The organism is Haladaptatus sp. AB618 (assembly GCF_024136965.1).
Lineage (GTDB): Archaea > Halobacteriota > Halobacteria > Halobacteriales > Haladaptataceae > Haladaptatus.
In genome coordinates this window covers 1,176,467-1,192,871 of sequence record NZ_JAMYJX010000001.1, presented here as the reverse complement: position 1 = coordinate 1,192,871, position 16,405 = coordinate 1,176,467, and the positions used below count along the sequence as shown (strand labels likewise).

The 16,405-nt window shown below is 60.7% G+C and carries 17 protein-coding genes and 1 tRNA gene; 12 read left to right on the top strand and 6 right to left on the bottom strand.

Annotated features, from left to right (window positions below):
• Positions 1 to 118 precede the first annotated feature (118 nt).
• Positions 119 to 769 carry a helix-turn-helix domain-containing protein gene (locus NKF26_RS06355; RefSeq protein ID WP_253234100.1) on the top strand — a complete coding sequence of 217 codons (651 nt, stop codon included), beginning with the start codon at positions 119 to 121 and terminating at the stop codon, positions 767 to 769.
• A 44-nt stretch (positions 770 to 813) separates the two neighbouring features.
• Positions 814 to 1,134, top strand: coding sequence for a DUF5785 family protein (locus tag NKF26_RS06350; RefSeq protein ID WP_253226004.1), 321 nt, complete (start codon positions 814 to 816; stop codon positions 1,132 to 1,134).
• 8 nt (positions 1,135 to 1,142) lie between these two features.
• On the opposite strand, the gene udk is transcribed toward NKF26_RS06350, so the two are convergent.
• Positions 1,143 to 1,946 (bottom strand): uridine kinase, encoded by an 804-nt coding sequence (gene udk, locus NKF26_RS06345; protein ID WP_253234099.1) that lies wholly within the window; start codon positions 1,944 to 1,946, stop codon positions 1,143 to 1,145.
• Positions 1,947 to 2,092: 146 nt separating this feature from the next.
• Here udk and NKF26_RS06340 point away from each other — a divergent pair, with 146 nt between their 5' ends.
• From NKF26_RS06340 to NKF26_RS06325, 4 genes are all read left to right on the top strand, one after another.
• Positions 2,093 to 2,851 (top strand): GTP cyclohydrolase IIa, encoded by a 759-nt coding sequence (locus NKF26_RS06340; RefSeq protein ID WP_253226002.1) that lies wholly within the window; start codon positions 2,093 to 2,095, stop codon positions 2,849 to 2,851.
• Between the two features lie 138 nt (positions 2,852 to 2,989).
• On the top strand, positions 2,990 to 3,550 hold the full coding sequence (locus NKF26_RS06335; protein ID WP_253234098.1) for a cyclic nucleotide-binding/CBS domain-containing protein: 561 nt from the start codon (positions 2,990 to 2,992) through the stop codon (positions 3,548 to 3,550).
• Between the two features lie 143 nt (positions 3,551 to 3,693).
• On the top strand, positions 3,694 to 5,046 hold the full coding sequence (locus NKF26_RS06330) for an ABC transporter substrate-binding protein (RefSeq protein WP_253226000.1): 1,353 nt from the start codon (positions 3,694 to 3,696) through the stop codon (positions 5,044 to 5,046).
• A 203-nt stretch (positions 5,047 to 5,249) separates the two neighbouring features.
• Positions 5,250 to 6,455 carry an ABC transporter substrate-binding protein gene (locus NKF26_RS06325; RefSeq protein WP_369682127.1) on the top strand — a complete coding sequence of 402 codons (1,206 nt, stop codon included), beginning with the start codon at positions 5,250 to 5,252 and terminating at the stop codon, positions 6,453 to 6,455.
• On the opposite strand, the gene NKF26_RS06320 is transcribed toward NKF26_RS06325, so the two are convergent.
• From NKF26_RS06320 to NKF26_RS06300, 5 genes are all read right to left on the bottom strand, one after another.
• Entirely contained in the window at positions 6,452 to 7,354 is a 903-nt protein-coding gene (locus NKF26_RS06320) for a right-handed parallel beta-helix repeat-containing protein (protein ID WP_253225998.1), read from the bottom strand. The two genes, NKF26_RS06325 and NKF26_RS06320, sit on opposite strands and share 4 nt — an antisense overlap.
• Before the next feature lie 88 nt (positions 7,355 to 7,442).
• A complete protein-coding gene (locus NKF26_RS06315) occupies positions 7,443 to 8,150 on the bottom strand; it encodes an ABC transporter ATP-binding protein (RefSeq protein ID WP_253225997.1) in 708 nt (235 codons plus the stop codon).
• Positions 8,150 to 8,992, bottom strand: coding sequence for an ABC transporter ATP-binding protein (locus tag NKF26_RS06310; RefSeq protein WP_253225996.1), 843 nt, complete (start codon positions 8,990 to 8,992; stop codon positions 8,150 to 8,152). Before NKF26_RS06310 ends, NKF26_RS06315 begins: the two co-directional genes overlap by 1 nt.
• Complete coding sequence (locus NKF26_RS06305; RefSeq protein ID WP_253225995.1) at positions 8,989 to 10,302, bottom strand: branched-chain amino acid ABC transporter permease; 1,314 nt, start codon at positions 10,300 to 10,302, stop codon at positions 8,989 to 8,991. The genes NKF26_RS06310 and NKF26_RS06305 overlap by 4 nt, the downstream gene beginning before the upstream one ends.
• Complete coding sequence (locus NKF26_RS06300; RefSeq protein WP_253225994.1) at positions 10,299 to 11,414, bottom strand: branched-chain amino acid ABC transporter permease; 1,116 nt, start codon at positions 11,412 to 11,414, stop codon at positions 10,299 to 10,301. Before NKF26_RS06300 ends, NKF26_RS06305 begins: the two co-directional genes overlap by 4 nt.
• A gap of 210 nt (positions 11,415 to 11,624) precedes the next feature.
• On the opposite strand from NKF26_RS06300, the gene pgk reads away from it, so the two are divergent.
• The 6 genes from pgk (at position 11,625) to NKF26_RS06270 (ending at position 16,380) form a co-directional block, all read left to right on the top strand.
• Positions 11,625 to 12,824, top strand: coding sequence for a phosphoglycerate kinase (gene pgk, locus NKF26_RS06295; RefSeq protein ID WP_253225993.1), 1,200 nt, complete (start codon positions 11,625 to 11,627; stop codon positions 12,822 to 12,824).
• A complete protein-coding gene (locus NKF26_RS06290; protein WP_253225992.1) occupies positions 12,825 to 13,301 on the top strand; it encodes an N-acetyltransferase in 477 nt (158 codons plus the stop codon).
• Between the two features lie 17 nt (positions 13,302 to 13,318).
• Positions 13,319 to 13,392: transfer RNA gene (locus tag NKF26_RS06285), tRNA-Thr, on the top strand.
• Between the two features lie 316 nt (positions 13,393 to 13,708).
• Positions 13,709 to 15,208 carry a D-alanyl-D-alanine carboxypeptidase/D-alanyl-D-alanine-endopeptidase gene (dacB, locus tag NKF26_RS06280; RefSeq protein WP_253225991.1) on the top strand — a complete coding sequence of 500 codons (1,500 nt, stop codon included), beginning with the start codon at positions 13,709 to 13,711 and terminating at the stop codon, positions 15,206 to 15,208.
• Positions 15,209 to 15,444: 236 nt separating this feature from the next.
• Positions 15,445 to 15,834 carry a hypothetical protein gene (locus NKF26_RS06275; protein ID WP_253234097.1) on the top strand — a complete coding sequence of 130 codons (390 nt, stop codon included), beginning with the start codon at positions 15,445 to 15,447 and terminating at the stop codon, positions 15,832 to 15,834.
• A 36-nt stretch (positions 15,835 to 15,870) separates the two neighbouring features.
• Positions 15,871 to 16,380, top strand: a complete 510-nt coding sequence (locus NKF26_RS06270; RefSeq protein WP_253227358.1) for a macro domain-containing protein — start codon at positions 15,871 to 15,873, stop codon at positions 16,378 to 16,380.
• Positions 16,381 to 16,405 lie beyond the last annotated feature (25 nt).

Sequence of the window (16,405 nt, the reverse complement as noted above, 5' to 3'; positions counted from 1 at the left end):
ATACACCAGCTAAAGTGAAATCCACCCGAAATTAGTTATGTGACGTGTCCGGCTATTCTTAAAGCAGCATGAATTAGCAAGCAGAACATCGAACTGGATGCTGTTGCTTCTCACTCGGGTGAGTACGATTGCAGAGATTGCGCTCCCGACGAGCGAGTTTGCACTCCGCGAAACGTTTTCGCAGGTGCCCGGTTCGAGGTTCGAAGTCGTGGGAGTCGTCGCACACCAAGCGGAATACGTGATGCCACAGTTGCGCGCGACCGCGACCGATATTTCGACCGTGGAGAAGGCGTTCGACGACGACGGAACTGTCACGGATGCCAAACTGTTGACGAAGTTGGACGACCAGGGGTTGTTTTCCATGCGATGGGGTGCCGACGTTGCCGAAACGCTTTCCGTGATTTCGATGGGCGATACGACCGTCCTTACCGCACGTGCCGCGAACAATCGGTGGAGTTTTCGTATTCAGTTTGTGGACCGCGACATGCTTTCGACAGTGTACGAATCCTGCCAAGACACCGGCATACCGATCGAAGTACAGAACGTTCACAAGCGAACGACGCTGCTGGACGAGTCGCACAAGCTTACCGAACAGCAGTACGAAACGTTGCGAAGCGCCATGGACAAGGGGTACTACGAGATACCGCGAAAGGCGACGACGAAGGACCTCGCCGAGGAGTTGGGTGTTTCACACCAAGCCGTGTCCGAACGACTGCGCCGCGGACACCGCAGTTTGGTCGAGACGGGGCTTACCGCGCCGAGCGAGTAGGACAGAAAGCAATCCTTTTTGCCCCCTCAACGAAACGTGCGAGCATGGACTGGCCCCACGACCCTGACGGTGAAGAAGGGAGCGAGGGAGGACGGAAGTACGGTATGGCTATCCTCGCGAAGAAGGTAGACGAAGACGAGGATTTCCCGCTCGAACGCGAGGAGTTCGTCGAGGCACACGCCGACGAACCGATCCGAATCAACTACAAGAAGGTCGTCAGCGTCGCCGACATCTTCGACCACGTCGAGGAGGACGAGTACGAGACGATCACGGATTTCCACAAAGCAGTCGGCAAAGGAATGCGATCCGGCGGGTTCTGGGACTACCACCCGGTCGGCGAGAACCCGGAAAAGAAACGAGCGTAACGCGTAACTCACTTCGATTCTTTCGACGAGCGCCATCGTTCGCCGCCACCGTTGGGTGTCGCGGCAGGTGGCTCGTTCGTGTCACTTCGGCCGCTTCGTTCGGTACGACTGTCTCGCTCGGGTCGATCGGTTTGGTCGGTTCGTTCCACGTCACCGTCCGGCAGATAGAGTTCCTCCTCGACTTCCCACGCGCGTTCCGAACGCGTCTCCGCGCGGACCTTCTCTTCGAGGAGGTTGACCGCGACCCGGTTTGCTCCCTCGGGAATGATGAGGTCGGCGTGTTTTTTCGTCGGTTCGACGAACTGCTCGTGCATCGGTTTCACCGTGGAGAGATACTGGTCCATGACGCCTTCGAGGTCACGGCCCCGGTCCACCACGTCCCGCTCGATTCGGCGGAGGATTCGCACGTCGGCGTCGGTTTCGACGTACACCTGCAAATCGAGCATCTCGTTGACGTCGGTGTCGTACAGCGCGAGTATTCCTTCGAGCACGACCACGTCCGTCGGTTCGACGGTGACGCGTTCGTCCTTCCGGTTGTGAACGCTGAAATCGTATTGGGGCATCTCGATGGCCTGTCCGGAAAGGAGCGAATCGAGGTGTTCACGCAGCAGTTCCCACTCGAACGCCGACGGATGATCGTAGTTCACCTCGGCGCGTTCCTCGAAATCGAGGTGCGAAAGGTCCTTGTAGTAGTTGTCCAACGGAATCCGGGTAACCGAATCGCTCCGGGATTCCGTGACTTTACGGGCGACTGTCGTCTTCCCCGCGCCGGTACCCCCGGCGATACCGATGACGAACGACGGAATACTCATTGTGGGATGCAGGGGAAACGACGATTTGAATCCCCCGACTTCGGGATTAGTGTGGAATCTGATCGGTTCTCCGCCAATTCCATTTTTGAGACGCAAATCACGATTAGGTTCGCTTATAATACCGTGTGCCCAACTCCCGACCAACAGTGACGAACGCCCAACTCACGTTGATACAAATCGACAACTACGGGCCGTGGACCGTGACGCCGGAACCGCGTCGGGAAGTCGACCTCCAAACGCTTCAATCGCGATTGTACGCCGACCTCTCCCAACTCATCGGTAACCGGGAAGGGTACGTCTTCTTCACCCGCTTCGACAACATGGTGGCCGTGACGAACGGTCTCTCGTTGTCCGATCACGCGCTCGTGCAGGAATCGGTCGGAAATCGATACCCCGTAACCGTCAGTTTGAGCGTCGCCACCGGAACGAGTCCAATTCAGGCGCTCGAAGATGCGACGGAACTGCTCCAGGACGCCGGGAGCGCGCAGGATCATTCGCGCCGCGAAATCCTCGACGGACGGACGATCGACGAGGAGTTCAGAACCGACGACGACGTGCAGATCGCCCACTTCGACGTCAACGACATGACGGGCAACTACACCGACGAGGTGAACGCCTTCGACTCCTTCATCCACATCGAACAGGGGTACGCGGAACTGATGCGATACATGCGCGAGGCACACGACTCCCTGTCGTTCTTCGTCGGCGGCGACAACGTCATCGCGGTCTGCCCGAACATGGACGAATCGGACTACGAGGACGTCATCGAGCACGTCGAGGAGACGGTCGAAGTCGAACTGAAAGTCGGCGTCGGCACGGGGAGAGTCCCGCAAACCGCCGGAATGGACGCGAAGCACGCCTTGGAGACGTGTCGAGCGACCGGAAGCAGGATCGAATTCGAGTAGTCGGAGTCTGATAAATCGATTCGAATCGGATTCGAATCGCATCGTTCGACGGCGAAAAATCGGCTAGTACCTTTCGCTGGATGTGGGAATAAAGGTGCCGGGGATACTTTTTAGAACGACCATGTCAACTGTTCACACATGGACGCGGAAGTTATCGTGCGGGACGTGATGACGCGGGAATACGTCGGCGTCAGTGAATCCGATTCGGTTCTTGGAGCGGTCCGTCTCATGCACGACGAAGGAGTCGGGAGCGTCGTCGTTCTCAGGGGTCACGAGCCGGTCGGTATCATGACCGAGTCGGACGTGATCGCCCTCGTCGCGAACGAAGACGACCCGATGGAAACGACGGTTTCGGAAGCGATGTCGAAACCCGTGCTCTCTGTGCAACCCGACCGGAGTGTAGCCGACGCCGCGGGGATGATGGCACAACAAGGGATTCGCCGGATCATCGTCACCGCTGACGACGAACTGCTCGGGGTGCTCACCGAACGGGACGTGATTTCGGCTTCGACATCCCCGTCGAGCATCTCGCGAACGCAGGAGCGGGAGATCGACCAAGGGGACCTCGGAAACCGGATGGGAACGAACGGCGGGACCGAATACGAAGGCCAAAGCATCTGTGAGGTCTGTGGCGCACTGACGCACGATCTGACGAACGTCAACGGCCAGTTGGTCTGTGCCGACTGTCGCGAATTTTAGCGGGATTTCCAGTTTTCCGAAACTCGAATCACTCTGGGACCTAGTAAAATTATTAATCATTGATATTAAACATCAATGTTTCAGAGAGTTAATAATCTGGAAAGGTAGATTTATATCGCCTGAGTCGAGACCCATGGCTGTCCATGCGATATGATATCGATCGACGTGACGTGCTGAAGGGACTGGGTGCAACCGGAATTGCCGGTCTCGCAGGCTGTATCGGCGGTGGCGGTGCCGGCGACGACAGCAGTACCAGCAAGAGCAGTAGTGACGGAAACGGCGGCGGAGGCGGCGACAACAGCGGTGGCCCCGACGTTCTCAACGTCATCGGCTACCCGGAAAGCGGGATTCAACTGTTCCGCGACTACTACCAGAGTACCGACGGAAACCAAAAGATAATCGTCCCCGACGGGTTGCGGGATTCGACGCTCCCCAAAAACGTCGGCAACGATATGGCAAACCTCACTGGAACGGCTCCTGCGGCGTCCGGACCGAATCAGAAGGCGTTCAATCAGATGTACAAGGACGAGTACAACCGCGAACCGGGCGTGTTCAACTCCCACTCCTACGACGCGGTCGCCGTCCTCATCCTCGCCAACGTGGCGGCGGGGGCGAACGACGGGGGCAAGATCCGCGACCAGATGCGTCGGGTCGCCAATCCAGGCGGACAGAAGTACGGACCGGAGAACTTCGTGGACGCCGTCAAAGCCGCCGCACGCGGCGAGGACATCAACTACCAAGGCGCGTCCAGCGTCGTGGACTTCGACAAGAAGGGTGACCCGGCGTCCGCGGCCTACGACGTCTGGAAGTTCGATTCGAGCGCCGACGGAGGGATCAAGACGGAGGATACCATCACTTTCGAGGGCGAACCGAGCGGCAAGATGGCCGATAGCTCGCCCGGTGGGAAAAACCGGACCGCCAAGGTCGGTATCCTGCTCCCTCAAACCGGTGACCTCGGCTCGACCGGGAGCCTGATGATCAAAGCCGCGAAGATGCCGGTAAAGCAAGTGAACGACGCGGGCATCAGCATCAAGGTAAAATCCCAGGTCGAGGATTCACAGACCAAGAAACAGGCGTCGCTCAGCGGCGCGAACGCGCTCGTTAGCGCCGGTTTCCCGGCCATCTGTGGCCCGGCATCCTCGGGGAACAACATCCCGGTGAGCCAGCAGGTGTACATCAAACAGGGCGTCGTCGGTTGTTCGCCGTCCAGTACGGCGCTGACCGTGACGAACTTGGACGACAACGACTTCGTCTTCCGGACCGCACCGAGCGACCTGCTCCAAGGCAAGGTGATGGCGCAAGTCGCGTCCAAGAAGCTCAGCGGCAAGACCGCCGCGACGCTGTTCGTGAACAACAGCTACGGCCAACAGCTGTCGGACAAGTTCTCCAAAACGTTCACCGACAAGTACGACGGAGAGGTGCTACAGAAGGTGTCGTTCAACAAGGGAGAATCCTCCTACACGTCCGTCATCAAAAAGGCGACCGGTTCGAGCTAAGCTCCCCTCTCGTTCGACCGTTTTCGATGGAAACCGTCGCCCCTACTGTATCGGTCGACATCCGATGAATCGAGCGACATCTATAATGATAGTTTAAGATACATTTTTGCCTCGGAACGTTGAGACTCCCACCGGGTATGAGTCACAAAATCGACCGCCGCACCTACCTCCGAGCGGTAGGTGCAACGAGTACCGTCGGGTTGATGGGAACCCTGCAACAGGGAGGTGGGCCGGACATGCTCACCGTCATCGGCTATCCGGAAAGCGGGATTCAGCTATTCCGCGACTTCTACGGGACCGGACAATCCGTGCCCGTTCTCGTTCCGGACGGGTTACAGAGCGCCAGTCTACCGAAAGAAGTCGGCAACGACATGAAAAACGTCACCGGGACGGCACCCGCCGCCGCCGGACCGAATCAGCAGGCGTTCACGAAGCTGTTTCGGGACCAGTACAACGCACCACCGAGCGTCTTCACGGCCCAATCGTACGATTCCGTCGCCATCCTCATCCTCGCCAACGCGGCGGCGGGGGCGAACGACGGGACCAAGATCCGCGACCAGATGCGTCGGGTCGCCAACCCGCCCGGAAAGGAGTTCGGTCCAGCGAACTTCGTGGACGCCGTCAAAGCCGCAGCGAACGGGGACGATATCAACTATCAAGGTGCATCGAGTTCGACGAACTTCGACGTACACGGCGGTCCGGCGTCCGCCGCCTACGACGTCTGGAAGTTCGCACCGCAGACGCCGGACGGCATCAAAGTCGTCAACACGCGGGAGTTCACGAGCAAACCGGGTGGACCCGAGGCGAACAGCGCCCCGGGTGGAATGGGCCGAACGATCAAGGTCGGCATCCTGCTCCCGCAGACCGGTGACCTCGCCTCGGTCGGTGGGGCGATGGTGCAGGCGTCGCAAATTCCGATCAAGCAGGTGAACGACGGGAACGTCGACCTCGAAGTCCAAACGCAGGTCGAGGACACACAGACCGACCGACAGGCGTCGCTCAGCGGCGCGAACGCGCTCGTCAACGCGGGCTTCCCGGCCATCTCCGGCCCGGCGTCCTCGGGGAACTACATCCCGGTCGCGACCGAGGTGTTCGTCCCGAATCAGATCGTGGGCTGTTCGCCGTCGAGCACGGCGGTCACCGTCACGAACCTGAAGGATAACGACTTCGTCTTCCGAACCGCACCGAGTGACTTGCTTCAGGGTGCGATAATGGCGCAAATAGCAGCGGAACGGCTCGGCGCGAAAACCGCCGCGACGCTGTATGTGAACAACGATTACGGCCAACAGCTATCGAATCAGTTCACGAAAAAATTCACGTCGAGCCAAGGTGGTTCGGTGAGCAAACAGGTCGCGTTCAACAAGGGCGAATCGTCGTACACGGCCGTCATCCAGCAAGCGCTGAGCTAAGCGCCACGTTCTCGCCCGTTTTTCGCGTGCGTCGTCCTCGACGCGTCGCGTGCCGTCCAGTTTCCATGGCTACCGACGATCGGATTGTCGTTCGCGTTCGAACGCGTCACGACTGCGCTACCGTCCGGGTTCGTCAGCGTCGCGTTCCGTATCGTGTTGTCGTGTGAATCGACCAGCAGGATGCCATCCTCGGTCGAGCGAACGGCCACGTCCGTCACGCTCCCGTTTCGGACCCCGGCCAGCGCCACGCCGATCTTACTTCGCACGACCGAGACGTTCGCCAGCGACACGTTTTCGGAGTCGGAGACGAACACGCCCGACGAACTCGTATCGCGGACATCGCTGTCCGAAATTCGGCTCCCGTTCGAGTCGCTCATCGCGATTCCCGTGAACCCGTTCGTCGCCGTCACCCGCCGGAGACGTGTCTCCGGGGAGCGTAACACCGAGACTCCGTCCGCGGTTCGCCACGTCGTCACGTTCGCTACCGTTCCGGCGCTCGCGTTCTCGTATTCGATGCCGAACGTCCAGTTAATGGCCGTGACGTTTCGAACCGTAACGTTCCGACCCGTCACGGCGATGCCCGCCGTACCCTCCCGAAACACCCGTCCGTCCACGACGTGTCCCGCTCCGTCGAGAGTCACATCGTCGGCGTCGATCCGAAGACACGCCCGCTGACGGGTTTCGATGTCGTTGGAGAGGACGTAGTGGCCGGAGTGGGTGATCCGCGTACAGGAATCGAGGGACGTCGGGGCAGCGTCGGCGGACTGGGATGCGGTCTCAGCGGACTGGGACGCGGAAGCCGGTATCGTCGGCACGGGTGCGCCGGAAGCGAGAACTGAAGCGAGCACGAGGACGACCACGAGTGCGACGGCCGAACCGCTCCGGCGTGAGAGAATCATGACGATGACACGCGGTGCTGGTCCTTGGCGATTGTGGCACGATGAAACGGGGTGGTATGGTACGGGAGTATCCGCCGAAATCCCGGGATTATCCGCCGAGGAACTCCTGTCGGACCTCGTCGTCCGCCAGCAGCGCGTCGCCGGTGTCCATGAAGCGGTTTTGACCCTGCACGAGCACGTAGCCGCGGTCACAGCGTCGGAGCGCCTCCTTCGCGTTCTGTTCGACCATCAGGATGGCGGTCCCGTGGTCGTTGATCTCGTCCACCTTGTCGAACATCTCGGCGACGAGGTCGGGAGCCAACCCCGCACTTGGTTCGTCCAGCATCAGCAGGTCGGGGTCGAGCATGAGCGCCCGGCCCATCGCCAACATCTGCTGTTGGCCGCCGGACATCGTTCCCGCTTTCTGCTCCCGGCGCTCGTCCAAGATTGGGAAGCGGTCGAACACCTCCTGCATGGCGTCCTCCGGGACTTCGTCCAGGATGTACGCCCCCATCTCCAGGTTCTCCTCCACGGTGAGCGACGAGAACACGTTGTCGTTCTGGGGCACGTACCCCAGTCCGAGGTGGATGATGTCCTCGGGGGCGTCGCCGTGGATCTCCGTTCCGGCGAACCTGATGCTGCCACCCATGTACGTCGTCAACCCGAAGACGGATTTCATCACGGTCGATTTCCCCGCGCCGTTCGGACCGACGATGGTGACGTACTCGCCGTCCTCGACGCGCATATCGACGTCCGAGAGGATCTGTAAGTCCTCGCCGTACCCCGCGTCCAAGCTGTCGATATCGAGCAGCGCCATCAGATCTCCTCCCCGAGGTAGGCGTCGATGACTTGATCGTTCGAACGGATCGCCGCGGGTTCCCCTTCGGCGAGTACTTTTCCTTGGTGCATGACGATGACGTGTTCGCAGTTGTTCATGATGACGTCCATGTCGTGTTCGACGAGCAGGAACGTGTAGCCGCGTTCACGGAGTTCGTGAACGTGTTTGAGCAGTTTCTTCTCCAGCGACGGGTTGACACCCGCGAGCGGTTCGTCCAACAGTACCATCTGCGGGTCGGTCATGAGTGCCCGCGCCATCTCCAGCAGTTTCCGCTGGCCGCCGGAGAGGTTGCCCGCGTACTCGCTCGCGAGGTGGTCGATCTCGAAGAACTCCAGCATCTCCCACGCCCGTTCGAGCACGTCTTCCTCCTGTTTGCGCACGTCGCCTCGAATTATCGGCATCACGGATCGCCAGAGCGCTTCGCCCTCCTGTCCCTTTGGGGCGAGCATCATGTTCTCCAAGACGGTCATCTCGGAGAGTTCGCGGGCGATCTGGAACGTTCTGACCATGCCACGGTCGGCGATCTGATACGGTTGCAATCCCGTGATGTCGCGGTCGTTGAAGTACACCGAACCGCTGTCGGGTTGGTAGACGCCCGTGATGAGGTTGAACGTCGTGGACTTCCCGGCCCCGTTCGGCCCGATGAGGCCGGTGAACGAGCCCTGTTCGACCGAAAACGTCGCCCCGTCGACGGCGGTGATACCGCCGAACGTTTTCCGGAGGTTCTCGACCCGGAGCGGCGTCTCGCTCAGGTCGGCGACTTCGTTCCCGATGTCGAGCGAGTTCGCATCGTCGGTGTCTTCTGCTTCGCTCGCGGTCATTGCTCCTCACCTCCGTCCGCCGCTGCATCCGGTTTCGGACCACCGGAGCCACCGCCTGGACGCAGGAGCGGAATGCTCGCCGCTTCCTCCTTGCGGTGACCGAGGACGCCCTCCGGCCGGTGGTGCATGATCCAGATGAGGACACAGCCCATGATGACCAACTGGAGTGCGTTGATGTTACCCATTATGTAGGAAACGAACGGCATGATGTTGCCGTTGAGTATCGGTCCGACCGCACCCGCGAAGGAGTTCGGAGCGGTGGGGACCTGAATCGATCCCCGGATGATGTTCTTCAGGTACAGCGGTCCCTGATACAATAGCCCGGCGAATATCGCCGCGCCGAGGACGCTCCCGGTGTTCGACCCGGCACCGCCGATGATGAGGGCCAACCAGACGAAGAACGTCACCTGCGGCTTGAACGAGGTGGGCGTGATGGCACCCTGGCGCATCTGCCAGAGGATACCCGCGAGCCCCATCAGCGCACAGCCGAGCATGAACGACTTGATCTTGAACCGGTCGGTGTCCTTCCCGAGGGAGTTCGCGACCTGCTCGTCCTCACGGATGGCCTTGAGCACGCGTCCGAACGGCGATTCGCCGGTCCGCTTCATCAGCCAGTAGTAGGCCACGACGAACAGTAACAGGATGATCGCGTAGGTCAACGAGTCCAGAACCGGACCGGAAGAACCGCCGACGAACGGATCGAGTGCGTGCTCGATCGCCGTGTACGGCCCACTGTTGAACAGCGGGTCGAGCGGATCGGAGAAGTTCAACAACAGTCCACGACCGCCACCGGTTCCGAGTTGCTTGCCGAACAGGGTGAACGTCTGGAACTGGTTCGACGTCACGATGAAACGGATGATCTCCGACGTCGCGATGGTAACGATCGCGAGATAGTCGGCGCGCAACCGAAGCGCCGGAAGCGCCACCAACAGGCCGAGAATCGCCGCGGCGAGCATTCCGCCGAGGATGCCGACCCACAGCGGGAGGCCGAGACCGGAAACGGTCGCGGCACCGGCACTCGCGCTTGCAGGGGGCTTCGAGATCATCGCCATCGTGTACAATCCGACGGCCATGAATCCCGCGATACCGATGTTGAACAGCCCGGTGTACCCCCAATGGAGGTTCAACGCGAGCGCCAACATCCCGTACACGCCGATGAGGAACGTGAGCCGTGCGAGGGAGTTCAACTGGCCACGAAGCGAGTAGCCGAGCAGTGTACCTCCCACGAGGTACAGCACGTAGATGGCCAACAGCGCGCCCAGGATGAGCATCGTGTCGTTGATTTCGAAATCGCGGACGCTCGAACTCATGCTGTCGTCCTCCCTGCGAACAGTCCCTGTGGCTTGAACAGCAGGATGAGGATCATCATGCCGAACGCGGCGGCACGGCCGAAGTCACTGGGGATCCAGATGATGGCGAGGTTCCACGTCAGACCGATAACCAGCCCCCCGAGAATCGCGCCGTAAATCGACCCGATGCCGCCGAGGATGACCGCGGCGAAGATGGGTAACAGGAGGAGCCATCCGAAATTGAATATGATGGTTCCGCGCCACAGCACCAGCAGGAAGCCCGAGATGCCGGTCAGGGCGCCGCCGATTATCCACGTCCAGCGGATGACCTGTTCGGTCGGAATCCCGGTAACGCGAGCGAGGTCCTCGTTGTCGGCCATCGCGCGCATCGCCTTCCCGAGCTTCGTCCGCTGGAGCAGCATGTGCACGCCGAGCATCAATCCCACCGTACAGACGAGGATCGTCAGGTCGTGTGCCGTGACCCGTACCGTCCCGTCCCACAGCAGGAGATTCCACGACGGGATGTCCTGGATCGCCGTCGTTCCGCGGCTTTCGGCCGAGAAGACGAAGACGACGAGGTAGCGAAGTACGAACGCGACGCCGATGCTCGTGATGAGCAAGGAGATCCCCTCCGAATCACGCATCGGCCGATACACGATCCGGTCGATGAGAAGCGCCAACACGACGGTGAACGCTCCGGCGAACAGCATGCCGAGGATGACGGCCACCGGCGTCGTCGCGATCGTGATACCGAGACTGCTCGCGTACACGGTTCCGCCCGCGCCGACGAGCAACAATCCCGCGATGTTGTTGCTCCCGAGTCCCGCGATGAGGTACGTGACTGCCCATCCCGAGAACGCGCCGCTCGTGATGTAGTCCCCGTGCGAGAAATTAGCGAAGTTCAGAATACTATACGTCATCGAAAGCCCGATTCCGGCGAGGCCGATTATGAGTCCCCGCATGAGGCCAGTCCAGATGAGTGACCCGACGTAGGAGACGCGTAGGTTGCCGGTTACCAAGCGTTGGATGAAATCGAAGACGAGGAGCACCGCGAATAAGCCGACGACCACGAGCAGTGGTCGTTCGACGATGAGGCGGCGTCCACGTGAATAGGTCTCAGTTGCATCGTCCATTGATAACTCTCCACATGATAACCGGTTCCAGTCAGGCTATTAAACCTTTCCGACAGAGCCTCCCATCGGATTCCGGTAACGACGGCATACTGACAAGGTCCAGAGAGGAATGTGTAGAAAGTAAATAACCCGACTATTTACTCGAAACCGTGTTTATTTCGAGGCTCAACTACCGACACACATATGCCGAGCGGTGTTGCAGGCACACGTATGTCCATACTGACCCTTGATGACCTCGCGGTTCAAGGGACGACGCTCGGCGTGCGTATCGACATCAACAGTCCGTTGACCGAATCCCGTAGCCTCGCCGACGATGCGCGGCTCGTGGCGCACGTCGACACGCTCTCGGAGCTGTTGGAGCGCGGCGGGAAGGTCGCCATTCTCGCCCACCAAGGGAGACCCGGGAGCGACGATTTCGCGGGTCTCTCGGCACACGCAGAGCGGTTGGACGAGTTGCTCTCCTATCCGGTTTCCTATTGTGACGGGACGTTCTCCGCGGAGGCACGCCGGGCCGTGTCGAACCTCCGCGAGGGCGAAGCGGTGGTTCTCGAAAACACCCGTTTTTACAGCGAGGAGTACATGGAGTTCCCGGCGGAGAAGGCCGCCGAAACCCATCTCGTCGACCGACTTGCCCCCGAACTCGACGTCTATGTCAACGACGCGTTCGCGGCGGCACACCGCTCACAGCCCTCACTCGTCGGTTTTCCGACCCGGTTACCGGGATACGCCGGTCGAGTCATGGAGCGTGAAGTGGACGTGCTCGGCGATATCGAAGGAACGCCACGCCCGCGTACGTACGTGGTCGGCGGCGCGAAGGTCTCGGACTCCATCGCCGTGGCCAGGAACGTACTGGAACGCGACCTCGCGGATCACATCCTGACGGCCGGAGTCGTCGGGAACGTCTTCCTGTTCGCCGATGGCGCGGACCTCGGCGAGGCCAGCAAGGAGTTCATCCACGACCAGGGATACATCGATTACATCGACGACGCCGCCGACCTGCTCGAAACCTACGGCGACAGGATTCACCTCCCCGAGGACGCCGCCGTCGAACGGGACGGCGAACGCGTCGAACTCGCCCGGGAGGAGTTCCCACCGAAGGAAGGCGAGGCCGCGATGGACATCGGCGAGGAGACGATATGCTCCTATTCGAACATCCTCCAAAACTCGGGGACGGTCATCCTCAACGGACCGGCGGGCGTGTTCGAGGACGAGACGTTCGCGGACGGCACTCGGGAGCTATACATCGAGGCCGGGAACGCCGAGTTCAGTATCGTCGGCGGTGGTGACACCGCCGCCGCGATTCGGAAGTTCGACCTCGACGGGTTCGACCACGTCAGCACTGGCGGTGGGGCGTGTCTCCGAATGCTCACCGGCGAACCCCTTCCGGCGTTACAGGCACTCTCCCAATAGATGGTGGTCATCGAGGCGGCGACGAGCGCCGACATCAACCCGGTCGTGGAGCGATGGGTGGAACTCGCGCGGGACCAGCGCACGTACGATTCCCACATCCTCGCCGACGAGAATCGGGGGGCAGTTCGGGATTCGATCGCCCGGCACATCATCGAGGACGGCTTGCTCGTCGCTCGCGATTCGGGCATCGTCGGGTTCGTCATGTTCGAGCTACAGACCGGGCTCTACCAGCAGACGACCACCCGGGGGCTCATCCAGAACGTCTACGTCGCACCGTCGCACAGGAACGAGGGTGTCGGATCCGCGTTGCTGGACGAAGCCGAAGCCATGCTCGCGGAGCGCGGTGCCGAGGCGTTCTCCCTCGACGTGATGGCGAGGAACGAAAACGCCCGCAGACTGTACGAAAACAGAGGGTACGAACCGCATCGAATCGAGATGGAAAAATCGAGCGAAAACGATAACCACTCAAAGGAGTAGCGAGAAGTGGGGGTTGCGCCAAGGGAGCTTGGGTGGTTCAAGCACTCGATTTGTAATCGAGACTACGTGGGTTCAAATCCCACCCTTGGCTTCCTTCGCGGTTCGTTTTGGCACCGAGAGATAGGGATAGCTGCTCGAAAGAACCCGAGGTTTTTGCACGGCGTACCGCACTGGTTTGCACGGAGTACCACACTGGTGTTGCTCGGAATCGGGAGTTTCGATTGGGAGCTACAGCGTTCGACAGGGCATTCACAATACCGGTGGAAACTACCCGTTAACCCTCTCCTCGCCGACGGTAATTTCCGTTACTTCCCGACGGCGTTCGATCCGACACGTTATGGTGGGAGAGATACCCTAGCACGAAAGGGGATGTGTACTTGATCGGTTCGTGAAAATACAACGTTGTAATGAAAGATAAAAGCTGGAAGATAAACAGGAGAACGATGCTCGGAGCGACCGGCATGGTCGGTGCCGGAACGCTGTTCAGCGAGGGTGCGCTCGCAAAGGAGTCGCACAAAAAGCACGACGGACGGGACGAGTCGTGTTGGTCGGGCGACTCGGCCGTCGAAAAACTGCTGGCACAGGCGTCGGAGAAGTTCCCCGGGGGAATCGTCTCGGTATACGCCAAGGAGGCCGGACCGCACGGCGAGGTGCTGGCGAGTCACGAGTCGGAAAAGGTCGTCAAACCGGCGTCGAACACGAAACTGCTCACGACGGCGCTCGCCCTCGAACATCTCGGACCCGACGAGCGGTTCGAAACCAGCGTGATCGGCGACGGTTCGAAGTCGGGGACGCAGTTTCACGGCGACCTCGTGATTCGCGGCAACGGGGACGTGCTGTCGCAGAACAACCTGAAAACGTTGGCGGGGCAGGTCGCCGATGAGGGAATCGAGGCGGTTCACGGCGACGTCGTCGCGGACATCACCGCGTTCGACACGTCCGGGTACGGCCCCGTCTTTTCGGTTCGCGGTCCCGGCTATCCGGAGGGGTGGACCTGGGAGGACCCGCAGTACTCCTACGGCGCGCCGAGTTCGACGCTCGCGCTGTACTGGAACAAGGTCGCCATCACGGCCAAGCGAACCGACGACGGGATCGATCTCTCGGTCGAACCGAATTCGGAGTTCGTCCCCGTCGAGTCCCACCTCTCGGAAGCGCCCGCCGGGTCGGACGGCTACTTCTACACCTACCTCGACCGGGTGAACGGGACCATCTACGCCATCGGCGAACTCCCGCCGGGGTACGAGGAGACCGACTTGTCACCCGTGATGCGCCCCGACGAACACGCCGCCGCCGTGTTCGCGGGGTTCCTCGAAGACGCAGGCGTGACGGTGAAAGGCGGCGTGACCTTGCAGACGGAGGAGAAAGACCGAACGGCGGCGTTCCGGACGAGCATCCGGTCGGAACCACTCCACGAGACCATCGGGCCGATGTTGCTGTACTCGAACAACGTCGATGCCGATCAACTGGCGCTGATGACCGCACGCCGTGCGACGGGGGTGGGGTCGTTCGACGCGTGGACGGACCTAACCGGGGCCTACTTCGAGAGTTTGGGAGCGCCTGCGACGGTTTTCCGCGACGGGTCCGGACTCTCGCAGTTCGATCTGATTTCGGCCGCCGACATGGTTTCCATGCTCGAATGGATTGGTCGGAAACCGTGGTCCGAAACCCTGTTCGGGTCGCTCCCGACGCCGGGACACGGTACGCTCGCCTACCGGTTGCGGGACGTGGACGTGCCCGTCCAAGCGAAAACCGGAACGGTTCGGGGAACGCGGTCGCTGTCCGGGGCTATTCGCCGAACGGGCAAACCCGACGTGTTGTTCTCGATTCTCATGTCCAACGTGACCGTGGGACTCGGCGACGCCCGGGACTATCAGGACGACCTGGTGAGAGCGCTCGTGGACGCCTGAGCGCTCGGACACAATCGTATCACGTGGTTCGAACGGTAGCGGGACGGCGGAGAAACGGGGCAGTCGGTTTTACAGGGGGATCCCGCTTCGGACTGACTGCTTCGGTGATACGAATGTCCGTGGACAGGATTAGCTACCGCTTAACGCCGGATTCCGCATTGTGAACTGTTGCTCGTTGTTTCTACCAGAATAATTATCGGACGGTTTTATACTGGCAGCACGCTTGCTTCCCTTTCATGAGCCGCACCCAGAGTGTCCCCCTCTGGATGGCCGAACCCGAGGAGTTCAGGAGCACGCTCAAGATGGTCCTCAGTACGGCGTACAAAAACGACCGCCGATTCGACCGAGCGTGGACGTTCCGATATCCCGACGAGACGCCCAACCTGATGGCCGAAATCACTCATCTCGAAAAGGGGGGGACCGAGGAGATTATGAATCCACCCGAGCCAACGAAACCACCGGAGCAAGCCGTGCTCAAGGATTTCCGCGACGTGCTCGGTGATCTGCTGCTGAAGGGCTACCGACGAGGTATCGAGTTCGACCGAGCGTGGTCGTTTCGCTACCCGAACGCTGACCATCCGGATCTGATGGTCGAAGTGACGTATCTCGAAGAGCAGGACGACTGACCCGATAATTTTGTTCGTCCCCGTCCTACCGGGGGTATGGAGTTCACCGTCGTTCGAGGAGACATCGCAGCACAGCGAGCGGATGCACTCGTCAACGCCGCCGGAACCAGCCTTCGAATGGGGAGCGGCGTCGCCGGGGCTCTCCGGCGCGGTGCCGACGGACCGATAAACGACGAAGCGATGCGGAAAGGACCGGTCGAACTCGGTGCCGTCGCGGTCACCGACGCGTACGAACTCGATGCGGAGTTCGTCGTTCACGCCGCGGCCATGCCCCACTATGGGGACGGCGAGGCCACCCGGGAGAGCATCCGTGACGCGACGCGGAACGCGCTCCGTGAAGCCGACGAGCGGGAAGCCAAATCGATGGTACTTCCGGCCCTCGGCTGTGGCATCGCGGGATTTGGCGTGGAGGAGGGAGGTGAGATCATCTGCGAGGAAATCCGGCGATTCGACCCGAACTCCCTCGAAGACGTTCGTCTCATCGCCTACAGCGACGAGGAGTACGAAACTCTCCAAAAGGCGGCGGCCGACACATCGGACAAATAACAGAAAAGTTATGAATAGCGGCTGA

Bases quoted from the DNA above. Each gene is read 5' to 3' on its own strand.
- NKF26_RS06315 (WP_253225997.1), bottom strand. From the start codon at position 8,150: ATGGCGCTGCTCGATATCGACAGCTTGGACGCGGGGTACGGCGAGGAC.
- NKF26_RS06305 (WP_253225995.1), bottom strand. From the start codon at position 10,302: ATGAGTTCGAGCGTCCGCGATTTCGAAATCAACGACACGATGCTCATC.
- NKF26_RS06270 (WP_253227358.1), top strand. From the start codon at position 15,871: ATGGAGTTCACCGTCGTTCGAGGAGACATCGCAGCACAGCGAGCGGAT.
- NKF26_RS06300 (WP_253225994.1), bottom strand. From the start codon at position 11,414: ATGGACGATGCAACTGAGACCTATTCACGTGGACGCCGCCTCATCGTC.
- NKF26_RS06325 (WP_369682127.1), top strand. From the start codon at position 5,250: ATGGGAACCCTGCAACAGGGAGGTGGGCCGGACATGCTCACCGTCATC.
- NKF26_RS06310 (WP_253225996.1), bottom strand. From the start codon at position 8,992: ATGACCGCGAGCGAAGCAGAAGACACCGACGATGCGAACTCGCTCGAC.
- pgk (WP_253225993.1), top strand. From the start codon at position 11,625: ATGTCCATACTGACCCTTGATGACCTCGCGGTTCAAGGGACGACGCTC.
- dacB (WP_253225991.1), top strand. From the start codon at position 13,709: ATGAAAGATAAAAGCTGGAAGATAAACAGGAGAACGATGCTCGGAGCG.
- NKF26_RS06350 (WP_253226004.1), top strand. From the start codon at position 814: ATGGACTGGCCCCACGACCCTGACGGTGAAGAAGGGAGCGAGGGAGGA.
- NKF26_RS06330 (WP_253226000.1), top strand. From the start codon at position 3,694: ATGCGATATGATATCGATCGACGTGACGTGCTGAAGGGACTGGGTGCA.
- NKF26_RS06335 (WP_253234098.1), top strand. From the start codon at position 2,990: ATGGACGCGGAAGTTATCGTGCGGGACGTGATGACGCGGGAATACGTC.
- NKF26_RS06320 (WP_253225998.1), bottom strand. From the start codon at position 7,354: ATGATTCTCTCACGCCGGAGCGGTTCGGCCGTCGCACTCGTGGTCGTC.
- NKF26_RS06275 (WP_253234097.1), top strand. From the start codon at position 15,445: ATGAGCCGCACCCAGAGTGTCCCCCTCTGGATGGCCGAACCCGAGGAG.
- udk (WP_253234099.1), bottom strand. From the start codon at position 1,946: ATGAGTATTCCGTCGTTCGTCATCGGTATCGCCGGGGGTACCGGCGCG.
- NKF26_RS06290 (WP_253225992.1), top strand. From the start codon at position 12,825: ATGGTGGTCATCGAGGCGGCGACGAGCGCCGACATCAACCCGGTCGTG.